This is a genomic window from Streptomyces sp. NPDC044064 (assembly GCF_056434245.1).
In genome coordinates this window covers 128833-146015 of the sequence record NZ_JBWKFN010000025.1, presented here as the reverse complement: position 1 = coordinate 146015, position 17183 = coordinate 128833, and the positions used below count along the sequence as shown (strand labels likewise).

The 17183-nt window shown below is 71.0% G+C and carries 13 protein-coding genes; 1 reads left to right on the top strand and 12 read right to left on the bottom strand.

Translation table 11 applies throughout. The features are described from left to right. Positions 1–118 precede the first annotated feature (118 nt). The 3 genes from ispG to dxr form a co-directional block, all read right to left on the bottom strand. The gene (gene ispG, locus AC07DS_RS33670; protein ID WP_479151475.1) at positions 119–1276 is read right to left on the bottom strand and encodes a flavodoxin-dependent (E)-4-hydroxy-3-methylbut-2-enyl-diphosphate synthase; all 1158 of its coding nucleotides are present in this window, start codon (positions 1274–1276) and stop codon (positions 119–121) included. A gap of 169 nt (positions 1277–1445) precedes the next feature. After that, positions 1446–2750 (bottom strand): M50 family metallopeptidase, encoded by a 1305-nt coding sequence (locus tag AC07DS_RS33665; protein WP_336115988.1) that lies wholly within the window; start codon positions 2748–2750, stop codon positions 1446–1448. Next, positions 2747–4012, bottom strand: coding sequence for a 1-deoxy-D-xylulose-5-phosphate reductoisomerase (dxr, locus tag AC07DS_RS33660; protein WP_479151474.1), 1266 nt, complete (start codon positions 4010–4012; stop codon positions 2747–2749). Before dxr ends, AC07DS_RS33665 begins: the two co-directional genes overlap by 4 nt. Positions 4013–4211: 199 nt before the next feature. Here dxr and AC07DS_RS33655 point away from each other — a divergent pair, with 199 nt between their 5' ends. Then, positions 4212–4670, top strand: coding sequence for a lamin tail domain-containing protein (locus AC07DS_RS33655; protein WP_479151472.1), 459 nt, complete (start codon positions 4212–4214; stop codon positions 4668–4670). Between the two features lie 14 nt (positions 4671–4684). Here the strand turns inward: AC07DS_RS33655 and AC07DS_RS33650 are convergent, their stop codons facing one another. The 9 genes from AC07DS_RS33650 to AC07DS_RS33610 all read right to left on the bottom strand — a co-directional run bounded on the left by AC07DS_RS33650 (position 4685) and on the right by AC07DS_RS33610 (position 17093). Further along, positions 4685–6622 (bottom strand): acyl-CoA dehydrogenase family protein, encoded by a 1938-nt coding sequence (locus tag AC07DS_RS33650; protein ID WP_479151470.1) that lies wholly within the window; start codon positions 6620–6622, stop codon positions 4685–4687. 132 nt (positions 6623–6754) lie between these two features. Then, positions 6755–7564 carry a GH12 family glycosyl hydrolase domain-containing protein gene (locus AC07DS_RS33645; RefSeq protein ID WP_479151468.1) on the bottom strand — a complete coding sequence of 270 codons (810 nt, stop codon included), beginning with the start codon at positions 7562–7564 and terminating at the stop codon, positions 6755–6757. A 192-nt stretch (positions 7565–7756) separates the two neighbouring features. After that, the gene (locus AC07DS_RS33640) at positions 7757–8263 is read right to left on the bottom strand and encodes a hypothetical protein (RefSeq protein WP_479151467.1); all 507 of its coding nucleotides are present in this window, start codon (positions 8261–8263) and stop codon (positions 7757–7759) included. A 31-nt stretch (positions 8264–8294) separates the two neighbouring features. Continuing rightward, positions 8295–9083, bottom strand: coding sequence for an ArsR/SmtB family transcription factor (locus tag AC07DS_RS33635; protein ID WP_479151465.1), 789 nt, complete (start codon positions 9081–9083; stop codon positions 8295–8297). Between the two features lie 161 nt (positions 9084–9244). Next, a complete protein-coding gene (locus AC07DS_RS33630) occupies positions 9245–9853 on the bottom strand; it encodes a type 1 glutamine amidotransferase family protein (protein WP_479151464.1) in 609 nt (202 codons plus the stop codon). Positions 9854–10031: 178 nt separating this feature from the next. Continuing rightward, a complete protein-coding gene (locus AC07DS_RS33625) occupies positions 10032–11405 on the bottom strand; it encodes a S53 family peptidase (RefSeq protein WP_479151463.1) in 1374 nt (457 codons plus the stop codon). A 191-nt stretch (positions 11406–11596) separates the two neighbouring features. After that, a complete protein-coding gene (locus tag AC07DS_RS33620; protein WP_479151461.1) occupies positions 11597–13042 on the bottom strand; it encodes an aldehyde dehydrogenase family protein in 1446 nt (481 codons plus the stop codon). Between the two features lie 186 nt (positions 13043–13228). Then, a complete protein-coding gene (locus AC07DS_RS33615) occupies positions 13229–14830 on the bottom strand; it encodes a PucR family transcriptional regulator (protein WP_479151459.1) in 1602 nt (533 codons plus the stop codon). 136 nt (positions 14831–14966) lie between these two features. Continuing rightward, positions 14967–17093 carry an ATP-binding protein gene (locus AC07DS_RS33610; protein ID WP_479151457.1) on the bottom strand — a complete coding sequence of 709 codons (2127 nt, stop codon included), beginning with the start codon at positions 17091–17093 and terminating at the stop codon, positions 14967–14969. Between the last annotated feature and the right edge of the window lie 90 nt (positions 17094–17183).

The following is a 17183-nucleotide window of genomic DNA, read 5'->3' as shown; positions in this document are numbered from 1 at the left end:
CCACCCCCCCCCCCCTCTCCCCCTCCCCCCCCCCCCCCCCCCCCCCCCCCCCCCCCCCCCCCCCCGCCCGCCCCCCCCCCCCCCCGGCCCCCCCCCCCCCCCCCGAAGCGGTGTCGCGTCAGCCCGCGACCGAGACGGACGGCTCGCCGGAGGCGATGCCCTCGGCCTCCATCTTCTCGGCGAGCTTCATGGCCTCCTCGATGAGGGTCTCCACGATCTTGGACTCGGGGACGGTCTTGATGACCTCGCCCTTGACGAAGATCTGGCCCTTGCCGTTGCCGGAGGCGACGCCGAGGTCTGCCTCGCGGGCCTCGCCGGGGCCGTTGACGACACAGCCCATGACGGCGACGCGCAGCGGGACCTCCATGCCGGTCAGGCCGGCGGTGACCTCTTCGGCGAGCTTGTAGACGTCGACCTGGGCGCGGCCGCAGGACGGGCAGGAGACGATCTCCAGACCGCGCTGCTTGAGGTTCAGGGACTCCAGGATCTGGAGGCCGACCTTGACCTCCTCGGCCGGAGGCGCGGAGAGGGACACCCGGATGGTGTCGCCGATGCCCTGGCTGAGCAGCGCGCCGAAGGCGACCGCGGACTTGATCGTGCCCTGGAAGGCGGGGCCGGCCTCGGTGACGCCCAGGTGGAGCGGGTAGTCGCACTGCTCGGCGAGCTGACGGTAGGCCTCGATCATCACGACGGGGTCGTTGTGCTTGACCGAGATCTTGATGTCGCGGAAGTCGTGCTCCTCGAAGAGGGAGGCCTCCCACAGGGCGCTCTCGACCAGGGCCTCGGGGGTCGCCCTGCCGTACTTCTGGAGCAGGCGGCGGTCCAGGGAACCGGCGTTGACGCCGATCCGGATCGGGGTGCCGTGCTCCTTGGCGGCCTTCGCGATCTCCCTGACCTTGTCGTCGAACTGCTTGATGTTGCCGGGGTTGACGCGGACGGCGGCGCAGCCGGCCTCGATGGCCGCGAAGACGTACTTCGGCTGGAAGTGGATGTCGGCGATGACCGGGATCTGCGACTTGCGGGCGATGGTCGCGAGGGCGTCGGCGTCGTCCTGCGTCGGGCAGGCGACGCGCACGATCTGGCAGCCGGACGCGGTCAGCTCGGCGATCTGCTGGAGCGTCGCGCCGATGTCGGACGTACGGGTCGTGGTCATCGACTGGACCGAGACGGGCGCGTCCCCGCCGACCGCCACGGATCCGACCTGGATCTGCCGGCTCTTCCGGCGCTCTGCGAGCTTGGTCGGAACGGACGGCATGCCGAGAGAAATCGCAGTCATCTGCTGTGCAACCCCAAGTCGTGGATCAAGATCCGGTCCCGTGAACGGCGGGCTCCAGGCTTCGAGATTACGGCACCGCCCCCGGGCCGGGCACATCCCACCCGGCAAACCCACTCAATGGAAGGCGGCCCGGAGCACCAGGCCCCGGGCCGCCTCGAACGTCGGATGGCTACGAGATTTTCACGGGGTTAACCACGTCCGCGATCAGCACCAGGATGGTGAAGCAGACGAAGATCCCGGCCACCACGTACGCCACCGGCATCAGCGTGGCCACGTCGAACGGACCGGGGTCCGGCCGGCGCAGCACCCGGGCCACGTTCCTCCTGAGCGACTCCCACAGGGCGCCCGCGATGTGCCCGCCGTCGAGCGGGAGCAGCGGGAGCATGTTGAACAGGAACAGGGAGAGGTTGAACCCGGCGACCACGAAGAGGGCCATGGCCAGCTGCTGCGAGGCCGGGATGTCCAGGGTGGCGATCTCACCGGTGACCCGGGCCGCGCCGACGATGCCCATCGGGGAGTCCGGCTCGCGCGGGCCGTTGCCGAAGGCGGCGTCCCACAGGGCCGGGATCTTGCCGGGCAGGGCGACGAGGGAGTCGACGGCGTCGCCGACCCGGTCGGTCATCCAGGTCACGGACTGGCCGAAGTCCTGCTTGACGACACCGTGGGCCGCACTGAAGCCGAGGAAGCCCGCCTTCACGTACTTGCCCTGCACATACGTGCCGCTGGAGTCCTTCTTGGCGACCTGGTTGGTGGCGATCTTCGCGTGCAGGGTCAGCTCCTGGCCCTTGCGGTCGACGACGATCGCGACGTTCTTGCCCGCGCTCTCCCGGATCAGGTCCGAGAGGGTGTTCCAGTCCTTGGTCGGCACGCCGCCGAACGAGACGATCTTGTCGCCCGCCTTCATGCCGGCGTCCGCGGCCGGGGAGGCCGGGTCGGACTTCTTGCAGGTGTCGCGGTGCTGGCTCTGCGCGATGACGCAGGGCGAGACGGACTCGACGCTGGTGGTCTCCTGCTGGATGCCGAAGCCCATCAGCACGGTCAGGAACAGGGCGACCGCGAGGATCAGGTTCATGAACGGGCCCGCGAACATGACGATGACGCGCTTCCACGGCTTGCGCGTGTAGAACATGCGCGTCTCGTCACCCGGCTTGAGCTCCTCGAAGGCCGCCGAACGGGCGTCCTCGATCATGCCGCGCCACGGGGAGGTGGAGCGGGCGGAGACCCGGCCGGCCTCGTCGGGCGGGAACATGCCGATCATGCGGATGTAGCCGCCGAGCGGGATGGCCTTGATGCCGTACTCGGTGTCGCCCTTCGTGCGCGACCAGATGGTCGGGCCGAAGCCGACCATGTACTGCGGGACGCGGATGCCGAAGAGCTTGGCCGTGGACAGGTGCCCCAGCTCGTGCCAGGCGATCGAGACGAGCAGGCCGACCGCGAAGACCACTATGCCGAGGATGAACATCAAGGTCGTCATGCACGCGCCTCCGCGGTCCGGTCTGTCAGTTCGCGCGCCCGGGCCCGTGCCCAGGTCTCCGCTTCGAGGACGTCCGACACGGTGAGTGAGGTTCCCGTGACCGGGGTGCCGTGCTCCTCGACCACCCGGGTGACGGTCTCCATGATGCCGTTGAAGGGCAGTGCGCCGGTGCGGAACGCCTCGACGCACTCCTCGTTGGCCGCATTGAACACCGCCGGGGCCGTCCCCGCGAGCTGCCCCACGTGCCGGGCGAGGTTCACCGAGGGGAAGGCCTCGTTGTCCAGCGGGAAGAACTCCCAGGTGGAGGCCTTGCTCCAGTCGAAGGCGGGCGCCGCGTCGGGAACGCGTTCGGGCCAGCCCAGACCGATGGCGATCGGCCCTCGCATGTCGGGGGGCGTCGCCTGGGCGATCGTGGATCCGTCGGTGAACTCGACCATCGAGTGAACATACGACTGGGGATGCACGACGACCTCAATGCGGTCGAAGGGAATGTCGTAGAGCAGGTGCGCCTCGATGACCTCCAGGCCCTTGTTGACGAGGGTCGCGGAGTTGATCGTGATCACCGGGCCCATGGCCCAGGTGGGGTGTGCGAGGGCGTCCTCGACGGTGACGTCCGCCAGCTCGGCCCTGGTGCGGCCGCGGAAGGGACCGCCGGAGGCGGTGACGACCAGCTTGCGCACGTCGGCGCGGGTGCCGGAGGCGAGCGACTGGAAGAGCGCGGCGTGCTCGGAGTCGACCGGGATGATCTGTCCGGGCTTGGCGAGCGCCTTGACCAGCGGGCCGCCGACGATCAGCGACTCCTTGTTGGCGAGCGCGAGGGTGCGGCCCGCCTCCAGGGCGGCCAGGGTGGGCGCGAGGCCGATGGACCCGGTGATGCCGTTGAGCACCGTGTGGCAGTCGGAGGCGGCGACCTGGGTGGCCGCGTCCGGTCCGGCGAGGATCTCGGGGAGCGGCTCCCCGGCGCCGTACCGCTCGGTCAGCGCCTCACGCAGAGCAGGTACGGCGCCCTCGCGGGCGACCGCCACGATCCGCACCCGCAGCCGGTGCGCCTGCTCGGCGAGCAGGGCCGTGCGGGCGCCGTTCGCGGAGAGGGCGGTGACCCGGAAGCGGTCGGGGTGGCGCAGCACGAGGTCGATGGCCTGGGTTCCGATGGACCCGGTGGAGCCGAGGATCACCACGTCCTTCGGGCCGTCTCCCGCGAGGGGGTCGTACACGAGGTGCGGGTCGGCGAGGGGTGCGGGACTGGCGGGACTGTCGGTCATCCCCCCATTGTGGCCGCTCGCCGCGGGCGGTCGGACAGGGCATCCCCCGGGCGGGTGCATCAACAGCTTTCATTGCCGGATGAGGCGATTTTCCGTTTGTGAAGTCGGAGTGAAGATCATGTGATAACACTTCAGTCGGGCCGGTCGTCAGCCGGTCCGGGTACGACTTCGCGGACGACATCCTTGGGGGGATCTCTTCATGCGTACTGTGCGCATACGCGCCGCCCTGCCCGCCCTCGCGGGCGCGGCCCTGCTCACCGGAACCCTGCTCAGCACCCCGGCCCAGGCGGCCGGCGGCGTGCACATCCACCATGTCTGGTTCGACAGCCCGGGCCGGGACGACCGCTCCAACACGAGCCTGAACGCCGAGTGGGTGCAGATCAAGAACAGCGGCGGCTCGGCGGTCTCGCTCAAGGGCTGGGTCCTGAAGGACGCCTCCAACCACAGGTACGTCTTGCCGGACGTCAGGATCGGCGCCGGGAAGTACATGAAGATCCACACCGGCAGCGGCTCGGACACCGCGTCGAACAAGTACCAGGGCCGCCGTGCCTACGTCTGGAACAACGACAAGGACACGGCCACGCTGACCAAGGCGAGCGGCACCAAGGTCGACTCCTGCTCCTGGACGACGCGGGATCCGAGCGACAAGTACTGCTGAGCTCCTACGGGCGGCTACCCGCCGTACGGGCGGCGCTCGTTCTCACGGGTGGACGGTCCGGGGGTCGCGTCGGCGATCCACGGGCCCTCGCCCGAGGGGTCGACGATCCCTTCCTCCAGCCACTCGTAGGCCCCGCCGAGCACGCCCTTGACCACCTTGCGGTCGAGGTCGTCGGTGTTGGCCCACAGCCGGTTGAAGAGTTCCTCGACACGGAGGCGGGACTGGCGGCAGAAGGCGTCGGCGAGCTGGTAGGCCTCGCGGCCGTGCTCGCCCTCGCCGCGCAGCCGCTCGGCGCGCACACAGGCCGCGCTCATCGCGAACAGCTCCGCGCCGATGTCCACGATCCTGCCGAGGAAGCCCTGCTTGGTCTCCATCCGGCCCTGCCAGCGGGACATGGCGTAGAAGGTGGACCGGGCCAGCTTGCGGGCGTGCCGCTCGACGTAGCGCAGATGGCCGGAGAGGTCCGTCTCGCGCTTGAACTCGTGGTACGAAGAGGGAAGTTGGCCGGGACCGGCGACCAGCTTCGGCAGCCACTTGGCATAGAAGACGCCCGCGTTGGCGCCCGCCCTCGCCTTGTCCGACAGGGACTTGTCGGGGTCGATGAGGTCGCCGGCCACCGAGAGGTGGGCGTCCACGGCCTCGCGGGCGATGAGCAGGTGCATGATCTCCGTCGAGCCCTCGAAGATCCGGTTGATGCGCAGGTCGCGCAGGATCTGCTCGGCCGGGACGGAGCGTTCGCCGCGCTCCTTGAGGGACTCGGCCGTCTCGTAGCCCCGGCCGCCGCGGATCTGGACCAGTTCGTCGGCCATCAGCCAGGCCATCTCGGAGCCGTAGAGCTTGGCGAGGGCGGCCTCGATGCGGATGTCGTTGCGGTCCTCGTCGGCCATCTGCGACGACAGGTCGAGGACGGCCTCCAGGGCGAAGGTCGTGGCCGCGATGAAGCTGATCTTGGAGCCGACGGCCTCGTGCAGCGCGACCGGCTTGCCCCACTGCTCGCGCTCGGCGGCCCATTCCCGGGCGATCTTCAGGCACCACTTGCCGGCGCCGGCGCACATCGCGGGCAGCGACAGCCGGCCGGTGTTGAGGGTGGTGAGCGCGATCTTCAGGCCCGCGCCCTCGGGGCCGATGCGGCTGGCGGCCGGGACCCGGACCTGGTGGAAGCGGGTGACGCCGTTCTCGATGCCGCGCAGCCCCATGAAGGCGTTGCGGTTCTCCACGGTGATGCCCTCGGCGGTGGCCTCCACCACGAAGGCGGTGATGCCGCCCTTGTGCCCCTCGGACTTCGGCACCCTCGCCATGACGACCAGCAGGTCGGCGACCACCCCGTTGGTGGTCCACAGTTTCACCCCGTCGAGGACGTAGTCGTCCCCGTCCGGCACGGCCGTCGTCGCGAGGCGGGCCGGGTCGGAGCCGACGTCCGGCTCGGTGAGCAGGAAGGCGGAGATGTCGGTGCGGGCGCAGCGGGGCAGGAAGGCGTCCTTCTGCTCCTGGGTGCCGAAGAGCTTCAGCGGCTGGGGTACGCCGATCGACTGGTGGGCGGAGAGCAGGGCGCCGACCGCGGGGCTCGCGGAGCCGACCAGGGCGAGGGCCTTGTTGTAGTACAGCTGGGTGAGACCGAGACCGCCGTACTTGGGGTCGATCTTCATGCCGAGCGCGCCGAGTTCCTTGAGGCCCGCGACGACCTCGTCGGGAATGCGTGCCTCGCGCTCGATGCGGGCCGAGTCGATGGTCGTCTCGCAGAAGACGCGCAGCTTGGCGAGGAATTCCTCGCCGCGGCGCACGCTCTCGGGTTCCGGGAGCGGATGGGGATGGATGAGGTCGAGCCGGAAGCGCCCGAGGAACAGTTCCTTGGCGAAGCTGGGCTTTCGCCAGTCCTGTTCCCGGGCGGCCTCCGCCACCTGGCGTGCCTCGCGCTCAGTGACGGTCTTGCGTTGGGTGGTGGGGGCGGACATGAGGCTCACCTCGCCGCAATAGGGATGTTGAGGACCGATCCTTACCGACCAGTGCTACTGGATCGTTGGTACCCGAATCCGGCCGACCCCACCAGTCCTCGCGCGCCGTTCGGCCGACGCCGGCGGACAGGTTCAGCCGATGTCGACCGAGTACGAACTCGTGTCCAGCCGCCCGGAGCCCTTGAACACCTCGGTTCCGGCCTCGATCCCGGAGACGTACTTGTCGTTGCTCAGCAGATTGCGCCGAACGAGTGCCTGGGTGAAGTCGTCCAGGTTCAGCGTCGCACCTGTGGTGCCGGTACGGCGGACGAAGGAGTACACCTTCCAGCCGATGTCGCCCTGGTAGATGTCCCACATGGCGCCGCCGAGGCTGACACTGCCGTACTTCGTGCCGAGCGGACCCGCGCCGCCCTGCCGGTCGAGCCAGATCATGACCTCGTCGGTGGGCTGGTCGGACCAGTCCGCGGTGCCCTTGGCGTGCAGCCACAGGTCGTAGGCGACGTTCATCGTTCCGGGGTTCGGGCTGAGCGCGAAGCTCCATTTGGCGGTGAGCTTCTTGCGGTCGCCGACCCGGACGGGCAGCCCGGTGCTCGCCCGGTCCGTCTTCCAGCCCCAGTGCCAGCCGAGGACCGTGCTGGCGTAGGACTTCACGTCGGAGTCCTTGCCCTTGCCGCTGCTGGCCCAGGTGTAGTCCGTGCCCCAGGAGATCGTCGAGCCGCTTCGGGAGTTGTCCCAGACGCACTGGGTGCCGGTGCCCTTGTCCTGGCCCCACAGGTTGTTGTTCACGTAGTACTTGCCGAGCGTGACGGTGTCGAAGGCCGTGCACTTCTTGCTCGACTCGCCGGCCTGCGCCACGGTGACGCCCGCGGCGGCGGCCAGGGCGACGGAGGCGGCGACGAGCGTCTTCGCCTTCTTCGACAGGCGCGGTCTGCGGTGTTGCATCGGGGGTCCTTCCGGGGGACGGTTCGTCTGCCGCCTCCCTGTGGTCGCCGGGCCGCCGAAAGGTTGCCGAGCCCTTGGCTCGGGAATTGACGCCTGCACCACCCTGGGCGCCGGAATCGTCACCGAGGGCGTGCACGACGCCCACCTCGGGCCGCACGGCCGCCGGGCGTCACCGCACGGCGGCCGTGCGGCCTAGGGCCCGTCCTGTCCGGCTCCGTCCGGCAGGAGAGCCAGGAGCTGCTTCGCGTGGCCGGGCAGTTCCACCTCCGCGAGGCCTGTGAGAAGGCCCTTGAGCGGCACGGGCTCATCGACCAGGAGTGTGCCGTCGGACAGGAGCAGGGTGGGCACCGGTGTGTCGAGTTCGGTCTCGCTCAGCATCGGTCCGCCGAGTGCGCACAGGGCGTCCGCCTGGATGCGGATGCGGTCCCGGAGTCCGGCGTTGCCGCCGGCGAGCGCGATGAGTCGGTCGAGGGTCCAGGCGTCCTGCGCGAGCCGGTTGTCGTACGTCGTCACCGCTCCCGAGGCGACCGAGGAGACGGCGGTGACGGTGGCGGCGCCGACGAGGGCGACGTGCGCCAGGATCTGGTCGGCGTTCCATTCGCCGGCCGGTGGGACGGGGTTCGCGTCGCCGGAGTCGGCCACCGTGGCGGCGGCGTCCAGCAGGGTGCGGTAGGCGTCCCGGAGCGGGGTGGTGTCCATGATGTCCTCTCCCTTGTGCCGACGTGTCGTCTCAGCTGTGCGCGCCGAACATCTCCCAGGGGGCCTGCGGGAGGATGTCGCCGGTCTCCAGCAGCGACTTGAGGTTCGCCAGCACCGCCGGCCATCCCCGCGAAATCCCCTTGAGCATCGCCTCGTTGGCGAGGTTCTCGTGCGTCACGGTGAGGCGGACGATGTCCTCGTGCGGCTCGACGAGGAAGGTGACAACCGACGGTTCCCTGGGCGGCACGGTGTCGGGGGCGTCCTCGAACGTGATGACCAGGCTCGTCGGGGGTTCGGCCTTGAGTACCCGACCGACGACGTCGACCTTGCCCGATCCGTCGACGCGCCGGTGCTCCCAGGACGAGCCCGGCTGCCAGTCCGAGACGTTGGCGTGGTCCCAGTAGCGCGCCGTCAGGTCCGCGTCCGTCAGGGCCTGCCACACCTGCTCGGCGCTCGCCCGGATGTAGGTGACGTAGACGTAGGTCGGTACGGATGTGGCTGCGTCGGTCATGGCGTACTCCTCTGCCTGGTTCTTGATGGCACTGATCGCTTGCAGGCGGGGCCTGTCGAACTCCGAGATCCAGCGCTCCTCGATCTCCTGGATGGGGGCCGGATTGAGGTAGTGGAGCCGTTCCCGCCCGCGCCGTACGACCGTCACGAGACCGGCCTGCCGGAGCAGGTCGAGATGCTGCGTCGCCGACTGCCGTGTCATGTCGAGGCGCTCGCACAGTTCACGCAGTGTCTGACCGTTCTGCTCCCGCAGGCGGTCGAGCAGGAGTCGTCGGGTGGGGTCGGCCAGTGCTCTGAAGACCGAATCCATCGCTCTCGCTTCTTGGCTCACGCTTCGATTATGCAGGTATCTGCCTGCATAATGTCAACGACGAGATCCGAGCCCAGGGCACGCCATATAACTGGAGCTGCTCTGACCTGCGGTGATGCCGTTCGGGGGCAGCCGGAGACCGACGCCGGCGCGCGGGGCCGTCAGCGCAGTGCGGCCTCGCCCGCCCGGACGGCGCGCAGGGCGCGCTCGACGGTCGCCCGGTTCTCGCCGACCGGCGCCACGTAGTCGACGACGTCGCGCGCCGCGTCCTCGCCGAGCGTTTTGGTGATCACCCACGTGGCGAGGTACTGCGACGCCAGGCAGCCGCCCGCCGTGGCGATGTTCCCCTCCGCATGGAACGGCGCGTCCAGCACGGTGACGTCGCAGGCCTCGACGAAGGGCCGGCTCGTGCGGTCCGTGCAGGCGGGCATGCCGGCCAGCAGGCCGAGCCGGGCGAGCACCAGCGCGCCGGAGCACTGCGCGCCGATCAGCTGTCGCGCGGGGTCGAGCGGCAGCCTGGAGATCAGCCGGTCGTCGGCGACCACGTCCCGCGTCCTCACGCCGCTTCCGATCAGCACGACGTCGGCCTCGGTGACGAACTCCATCGGGCGCTGCCCGGTCACCTCGACGCCGTTCATGGACGTCACCACCGGCGTCGGTGTCGTGATGAAGGCTTCCAGGCCGTCCTTGCGGCACCGGTTGATCAGCGCGGAGGCGATGAAGCTGTCGAGCTCGTTGAATCCGTCAAAGGTGACCACGGCTACCTGCATGGCGTCTCCTCGCAGCACGGCACGGAAGGCGCAGCCTCTCAGACGCACCGTCGCCGGGTCGCGGGCCAATCGGCGATCCGTGGCCCACGGACGGACGAACGGCCCGGGTGGAGAACCCGGGCCGTTCGCAAGGGCAGCAGATGCCCCGTTGTGGTGCGTCAGCTGTGGTGCTGATGCGTCAGCTGTGGTGGCTCGCCTCGGCGAGGGCGGTCACGAAGCGGAGGGCGTTCACGGTGCCCACGCCGGTGGCCATGTCGTAGCCCTTGACGGCCTTGTAGCCGGTGACACCCTCGTAGCTGTTGTCGGTGCCGTCGTTGACGTCGACGACGCCGGTGTTCCGGAGCTTGGCCAGCTTGTAGAGCGCCGCGTTGATGTTGCCGAGCCGGTGGCCCGCCGCCTGGTCGGCGAGCGCGACGATGCCCGAGAAGAGCGGGCTGGCCTCGCTGGTGCCGCCGGTGACGTCCCAGCCGGTGGCGGTCGGGTCGTAGCTGGAGTAGATCCAGGCGCCGCCGTTGACCGCGGCGGCCATCGACACGTCCGGGGTGCCGCGGCGGGTGCCGACGATGCCCTTCACGCCGTCCTGGAAGCCCGGGCGGGAGAAGACGTGCGACTGGCCGCCGCCGCCCGCGCCGTAGTCGTTGTAGACGCTGTCCGGCTTGACGCGGTCACCCTTGTCGTTCAGGTGGAGCTGGGTGCCGCCGATGGAGGTGACCAGCGGGTCCGAGGAGGGCCAGGAGTTGACCCGCTTGCTGTAGTAGTGCTTGCCGTCCGCCTTCATGTCGGTGGCACCGCCGTCACCGGACGAGGCGAGGACGGTCACGTGCTTGCGGTTCGCGTCCTGGAAGGCGTAGCGCAGCTTCTTGATGCTCGTGAAGTCGCCCCGGTCGAAGCCGGGGAACGTGTTCTCCGTGGCACCGAAGCTCTGGGTGATGACGTCGCCGACGCCCTGGTCGATCAGGTGCTTCTCGGCGGACATCATCTCCGGGAGACCGGTGGTGCCCTCGGTCTCGGAGACGGCCGTCTCCACCAGGACGATCTTGGCGCCGGGCGCCACCGCGTGGGCCATCTCGACGTCCAGCGTGGTCTCGCCGGCCCACCCGGTCATGTCGGAGTTCTTGGGGTCGAAGGCGGGCACGTGACCCCACTTGACGACCTTGACCTTGGTGCTCGGCAGACCGAACTGCCTGCTGTAGACGTCCAGGTCGTGCTGGACCGTCGGCGAGCCGAACGAGTCCACGATGACGATGGTGCGCCCCTTGCCCGTGATGCCCTTGCGGTACAGCGGGTTGAGGTTGTACGCGGTGCGGTACTGCAGCGGGTTGTAGCAGTTGATGTGCCACTTGGCCTGGCACTGCGCGCTCGGGAGCGGGCTGGCCACGCCATGGACCAGGGTGTGCCCTGCGATGGCCGGAACCGCCTTGGTGTGCGGTACGGCGGCGGGCGCGGCGGTGGTGACGCCGGCCTGCGAGGTGGTCGCCAGCGCGGCGGCGACGAGGGCAGCGGTGGCGGCCGCGGAAGTCGCGACGCCGCGCCCGGTACGGGCTATGTGCATGAATTCCCCTGAGTGGTCCGTGAGTCGGACGAAGTGGTCGACTCGCATCCCATCTAGTGAGTCATGCACAGAACAAGACTATTGAACGGACGATGCCGAATCCTTTACCCGGCTATAGGAACGGCAAAAGGAACGGCCGCAGCCCCCGCACAGTGGGCTGCGGCCGTTCCGTCCGACCTGTCCGTGGCAGGTCAGAGCGCGAGACCGGTGAGAACCAGAACGCGCTCGTATGTGTAGTCCTCCATCGCGAACTTCACGCCCTCGCGACCCACACCCGACTGCTTGGCGCCGCCGTAGGGCATCTGGTCGGCGCGGTAGGACGGGACGTCGCCGATGACCACACCGCCGACCTCCAGCGCCCGGTGGGCGCGGAAGGCGACCTGGAGGTCACGGGTGAACACGCCCGCCTGAAGGCCGTACTTGGAGGAGTTGACGGCGTCGAAGGCCGCGGCCTCGCCGTCCACCTTCTGCACGGTGAGGACCGGTCCGAAGACCTCCTCGCACGCGATCGTGGTGTCCGCCGGTACGTCGGTGAGGACGGTCGGCGCGTAGGAGGCGCCGTCGCGGTCGCCGCCCGTGAGGAGGGTGGCACCGGCCTCGACGGCCTCCTTCACCCAGGACTCCACGCGCTTGGCCGCGTCCTCGCTGACCAGCGGGCCGACGTCGGTCTTGTCGTCGGTCGGGGCACCGGTGACCTGGGCCTCGACGGCGGCGACGATGCGCGGCAGCAGACGGTCGTAGACGGAGGCGTCCGCGATCACGCGCTGCACGGAGATGCAGGACTGGCCGCCCTGGTAGTTCGAGAAGGTCGCGATGCGGGTCGCGGCCCAGTCGAGGTCGGCGTCGGAGGCGAAGTCGCCGAGGACGACCGCGGCACCGTTGCCGCCCAGCTCCAGGGTGCAGTGCTTGCGCGGCACCGAGTCCATGATCGCGTAGCCGACCTTCTCGGAACCGGTGAAGGAGATGACCGGCAGGCGCTCGTCCTGGACCAGAGCGGGCATCTTCTCGTTGGCGACCGGGAGGATCGACCAGGAGCCGGCGGGCAGCTCGGTCTCGGCGAGCAGGTCACCGATGATCAGGCCGGAGAGCGGGGTGGCCGGGGCCGGCTTGAGGATGATCGGGGCGCCGGCGGCGATCGCCGGGGCGACCTTGTGCGCGCACAGGTTCAGCGGGAAGTTGAACGGCGCGATACCGAGGACGACGCCCTTCGGGAAGCGGCGGGTGAGCGCCAGGCGGCCCTGGCCGCCGAGGTCGGTGTCGAGCCGCTGGGCCTCGCCGCCGTTGAACCGCCGGGCCTCCTCGGCCGCGAAGCGGAACACGGACACGGCACGGCCGACCTCGCCGCGCGCCCACTTGATCGGCTTGCCGTTCTCGGCGGAGATCAGCTGGGCGATCTCCTCGGTGCGCTCGACCAGACGCTTGCTGACGTGGTCGAGAGCGGCCGCCCGGACGTGCGCCGGGGTGGCGGCGAACTCGTCCCGCACGGCGTACGCGGCGGCCACGGCCTCCTCGACCTGGGCGTCGGTCGGCACGCTGACCTTGCCGACGAGACGGCCGTCCCACGGGGAGGTGACGTCGAAGGTGTCCTCGCCGGTGACCTGGCGGCCGGCGAGCCAGAAGGCGTGGGTGGAAGTCATCAGAGTCCCGGCCCTTCCGCGTTGGGGGTGTGCGTGTGCTTTCGTGGTCCACGGTAGGGCGGAGGCGGGCGGGGGTCGCTTGTCCGAGTCGTACTGATGGGGGTGGGCGATGCTCCGGTTTGGCGTGGTGGGTGCCGAGACTGCCCGCTCTTTCGCCCCTGCCAGGGGGCGGAGCCCCTGGTACGGCTACTCCGGTGACGTCGCCTTCAGAGCGAGCCACAGCTCCATCCGGACGTCCGGGTCGTCCAGAGAGCGCCCCAGGATCTCCTCGACCCTGCGCATCCGGTACCGCAGCGTATGCCGGTGCACCCCGAGATCCGCGGCCGCCGCGTCCCACTGGCCGTGCCGGGACAGCCACGCCCGCAGCGAGGCGACCAGATCCCCTCGCCCCGTGGCGTCGTGCTCGTGCAGCGCCCGCAGCAGCCCGTCGGCGAACGCCTTCACGGCGTCGTCGGCCAGCAGCGGCAGCACCGACCCCGCAGCCAGCTGCTCGTGCTCCACCAGCACCCGCCCCCGCCGCCGCGCGACGGACAGCGCCTGCTCGGCCTGCTTGTAGGCCGCCGCCGCCGCGATCGGCCCGACCGGGGCCGACAGCCCGACGACCAGCTCCACCTCGTCCCCGGCCGCCTGCTCGGGCACCGCCCGCCCGGCCTCCAGCGCCGCCGCGCACCCCGCGCAGGCGGCCACCGCCGCACCCCCGTCCGCGGCCAGCACCACCAGCCGCTCCCCCTCGGGCACGACCAGCACGGCCTCCCCGGCGCGCGCTGCCGCCGACTCCACGGCCTCCACGATCCCGCCCAGCGCGTCGGCGTCCGCCTCCGGGTGGGACCGAGCGGTCGTGCCGGACGCCGACTCGGCGACGATCACCCGGAAGGGTGCGTCGAGGAGCCCGCCGTACAGGTCACCGGCGACGGCCCGGGCATGGTCCGGCTCCCCGGCCAGCAGCATGCGCAGCACGGCCGCGCCGACCCGCTGCTCGGCCGCGTGCAGCGAGCGGGACCGTTCGGTGGTGAGGGTGAGCAGGGCGATCGCGGAGTGGACGGCGTACCGCTCGGCGGTGCCGAGGGCGGCGGCCGTGCCCACGGCGAGCGCGGCGCGCGGGCGCCGGCCCGTGCCCAGGGAGTGCAGCTCCACCCGGTCCTCGTTGTCGGGACCGCCGACCACCGAGGAGGCCGGGGCGGACCGCTCGCGCAGCCGCTCGACCTCCGCGGTGAGCCGGGCGGCCCGGCGGCCGGCCCACTCGGGTGCGGTGGCGACGACGGCGCCCGAGGCGTCGTACAGCGCCGCCCACCCGTCGACCTGCGTGGCGAGCGCGCCGAGCACCCCCTCGGGGCCGGCGTTCAGGGCCTGCTTGGTCAGCTCCCGCTGGGCGGCGAAGCCCGCCGTGACGGCCCGGTACTGGTCGGCGGCGATCGCGGCGGAGACGGCCTTGCTGATGGCGAGGAAGGGGGTGCGGCGCGGCACCTCAAGCAGCGGCAGCCCCTCCTCCTCGGCGGCGTCGACGAGGGCCTTGGGGATCTCGTCGTAGTTCACCCCGACCGCGAAGCCGAGCCCTACGACGCCCGCGTCCGCCAGCCGCTTCACATACCGCCGCATCGCCTCCGGATCCTCCGCGTCCAGCTTGAGCGCGGTGATCAGCAGCAGCTCGCCGCCCTCCATGTAGGGCACGGGGTCGGCCAGCTCGCTCACGTGCGCCCAGCGGACGGGCACGTCTAGCCGGTCCTCGCCCGCGCGGACGGTCAGTTTGAGCGCGGAGTGGTGGACGAGCGAGGCGAGCGTCGGGGGCATGAGGCCTTCAGGGAGGGGAGAACCGGGACGGACAGCGGGTGGGGAGATCCGGTGATCAGTGTGATCAATTGGCCGCCGCGTATGAACAGCCTATGCCGATTCTGCCGTACCGTACGGTCCCGGGTGTCCCCTTCCCTCAGCCCCGCAGGTCCACCAGCAACGGCGGAGCGTGCTCCCCCTGCACGGTGGTCAGCGACAGCACCGCATGCCCCGGCGGCACCCCGTGCGCCAGCTCGGAGGCCGACCAGCGCTCGCGCTCCACCTGGCGGACGGTGACGGCCCGGGCGGTGGGTGCCTGGCCGGTGATGACCCGGCGCAGCATGTGCACGGCCTTGCCTGCCGGGGTCTCGGCGATGATCTGCCGGTCGGTGACGTCCCGGGTCTCGGTCCACTCCTTGCCCCACACCTCGGCGAAGTCCTGCCCGTCCCAGGGGGTGAGCCCGGACAGCGCCATCCGGCAGCCGGTGGCACCGAGCAGCGGTCCGCGCAGCGGCCGGGGTACGTCGTCCAGGGTGCGCAGCGTCAGCACGGTGCCCGCGTGGGCGGAGCGCAGCCGCTGGATGCCGCGCACGGACTCCGGGGTGATCACACTGGAGGCGTCGTCCAGCAGAAGGCAGGCGAACAGCGAGCGGTCCTCCCGTACCGTCACGCTGGCCGTGAACTGGGCGAGGACCAGCCGGGCGAGGATCCGGGAGGCGTCGGCGTGCCCGCGCTGGGGCAGGTCGATACGGACCCGGACCGGGTGGTCGAGGGCCTTGAGGGAGAACGGCCGGGACTGCCCGGAGGTGTCGAAGAAGGGGGCGAAGGCGGGCCGGTCCAGCAGCGCGATCCGGTCGGCGAGCACCGCGCCGACATCGCCCGGGTGCGCCATCTGCCGCTCCCGCGCGTCCAGTTCCCTGAGCAGCGACTCCTGTCCGGTGTCGGTCAGCGCCTTGCGGAGCGCGGCGAGCGGTCCGGGCGTGCCGTCGAGGAGCTGGCGCAGCTCGGGGACGGAGGGGAAGCGGTCGTGGACGGCGCGGAAGGGGCCGAGCAACTGGGCGAGGACGGTGGTGGAGCGGCGGCTGTCGCCGCCTGGGTGCGGGTCGGCGAGATCGCCGACGAGGGCCTCGGCGAGTATGGCGGCGGCCTCGTCCGGGTCGGTCGTGCCGCCGTACAGGTCGAGGTCGTAGACGGACTCGGGGTGCCCGATCCGTACGACGACGTCGTACGCCTCGGTCGGGCCGAGTCCCGCGCCCGCCGCTCCGACGGCCACGACGGCGGCCCGTCCGGCGAGGGAGTGCAGGCACAGCGACTCGGCGAGCGGCCGGACGACCGCGCCGGTCTTGCCGGAGCCGGCCGGGCCGACGGCGAGCAGCGAGGTGCCGAGCAGCTCGGGGCCGAGGGCGAGTCCGGAGCCGCGGTAGTGGTACGGATTGCGGGGGTCGTCCGCGGTGGTGCCGAGCCGTACCTGCCCGGTGAGCAGGTCGTGCCGGGCCTGGCGGGCGGGCAGGTCACGCTCGCCGGAGGGGTGCAGACAGGCGGCCGAGCCGTCCTGGAGCACGGCGCCCGTGAAGGAGGCGAGCGTGTGCGTGCCGGACCGCACGCCCTGCCAGGCCCGGCTGATCCGGGCGTGGTCGACGTCCCGCATGAGCCCGGCCCTCGCCTCGGCGGCCAGCCGCTCGGCGGCCTTATGGGCTCCGGCGTGCCGCAGCTGGGGCCATTCGGCGGGGTCCTGCTCGGGAGCGGGCGCGGGTTCGGCGGCGGGCACGGCGGCCCGCCAGGCGGGCGGCCCGAACCGACGCCAGACCTCGCCCCAGCGGCCGAGGCGGCCGACGACGAGCATGATGCCCACCGCGATGAGGGTGTAGTACGAGTACCAGAGGAACGCGTTGCCGACCTGGTCGTTGCTCTGGCGCCAGGAGTCCGGGGTGAACAGTTCCAGGGGCAGCACCCACCAGCCCCCGAGGTAGCCGTTCCACAGCAGGGACCACACAAGCCAGCCCACGAGGAAGGCGATCAGTGCGCCGCTCAGCAGCTGCCGGGTCGGGATCCGCTCGGGCTCCTGTTCGGGCCGGGGCCGGTACCCGAACCGCCACACGCCCGGTGCCGCCTCCGGCCGGGACGCCCGCAGCCAGGCCAGGAAGGTTGAGCCGTCCGGCCTGGGCGGAACCCCGGGCGGCCCAGGGGGCATGGGCGGCACGGCGGAACCCTCCCGGGGCACCGCCGGGCGCGGCACAGGATTCGCATGCGTACCACGCACGTCCCGCGTCCCGTCGCTCTCCATCGCCCCTGCCCCCTGACCAGCCGTTCCGTCCACCATCAGCGAGCCAATCTAACGCCCCGACAAAGGGAGTTCACCGTTTACGCGGCCGAG

What these genes read in the sequence shown, in the direction of transcription:
- AC07DS_RS33620 (WP_479151461.1), bottom strand. Translation starts at nt 13,042, where the DNA reads ATGACTTCCACCCACGCCTTCTGGCTCGCCGGCCGCCAGGTCACCGGC.
- AC07DS_RS33645 (WP_479151468.1), bottom strand. Translation starts at nt 7,564, where the DNA reads ATGCAACACCGCAGACCGCGCCTGTCGAAGAAGGCGAAGACGCTCGTC.
- AC07DS_RS33630 (WP_479151464.1), bottom strand. Translation starts at nt 9,853, where the DNA reads ATGCAGGTAGCCGTGGTCACCTTTGACGGATTCAACGAGCTCGACAGC.
- AC07DS_RS33640 (WP_479151467.1), bottom strand. Translation starts at nt 8,263, where the DNA reads ATGGACACCACCCCGCTCCGGGACGCCTACCGCACCCTGCTGGACGCC.
- AC07DS_RS33625 (WP_479151463.1), bottom strand. Translation starts at nt 11,405, where the DNA reads ATGCACATAGCCCGTACCGGGCGCGGCGTCGCGACTTCCGCGGCCGCC.
- AC07DS_RS33610 (WP_479151457.1), bottom strand. Translation starts at nt 17,093, where the DNA reads ATGGAGAGCGACGGGACGCGGGACGTGCGTGGTACGCATGCGAATCCT.
- dxr (WP_479151474.1), bottom strand. Translation starts at nt 4,012, where the DNA reads ATGACCGACAGTCCCGCCAGTCCCGCACCCCTCGCCGACCCGCACCTC.
- ispG (WP_479151475.1), bottom strand. Translation starts at nt 1,276, where the DNA reads ATGACTGCGATTTCTCTCGGCATGCCGTCCGTTCCGACCAAGCTCGCA.
- AC07DS_RS33615 (WP_479151459.1), bottom strand. Translation starts at nt 14,830, where the DNA reads ATGCCCCCGACGCTCGCCTCGCTCGTCCACCACTCCGCGCTCAAACTG.
- AC07DS_RS33650 (WP_479151470.1), bottom strand. Translation starts at nt 6,622, where the DNA reads ATGTCCGCCCCCACCACCCAACGCAAGACCGTCACTGAGCGCGAGGCA.
- AC07DS_RS33635 (WP_479151465.1), bottom strand. Translation starts at nt 9,083, where the DNA reads ATGGATTCGGTCTTCAGAGCACTGGCCGACCCCACCCGACGACTCCTG.
- AC07DS_RS33655 (WP_479151472.1), top strand. Translation starts at nt 4,212, where the DNA reads ATGCGTACTGTGCGCATACGCGCCGCCCTGCCCGCCCTCGCGGGCGCG.
- AC07DS_RS33665 (WP_336115988.1), bottom strand. Translation starts at nt 2,750, where the DNA reads ATGACGACCTTGATGTTCATCCTCGGCATAGTGGTCTTCGCGGTCGGC.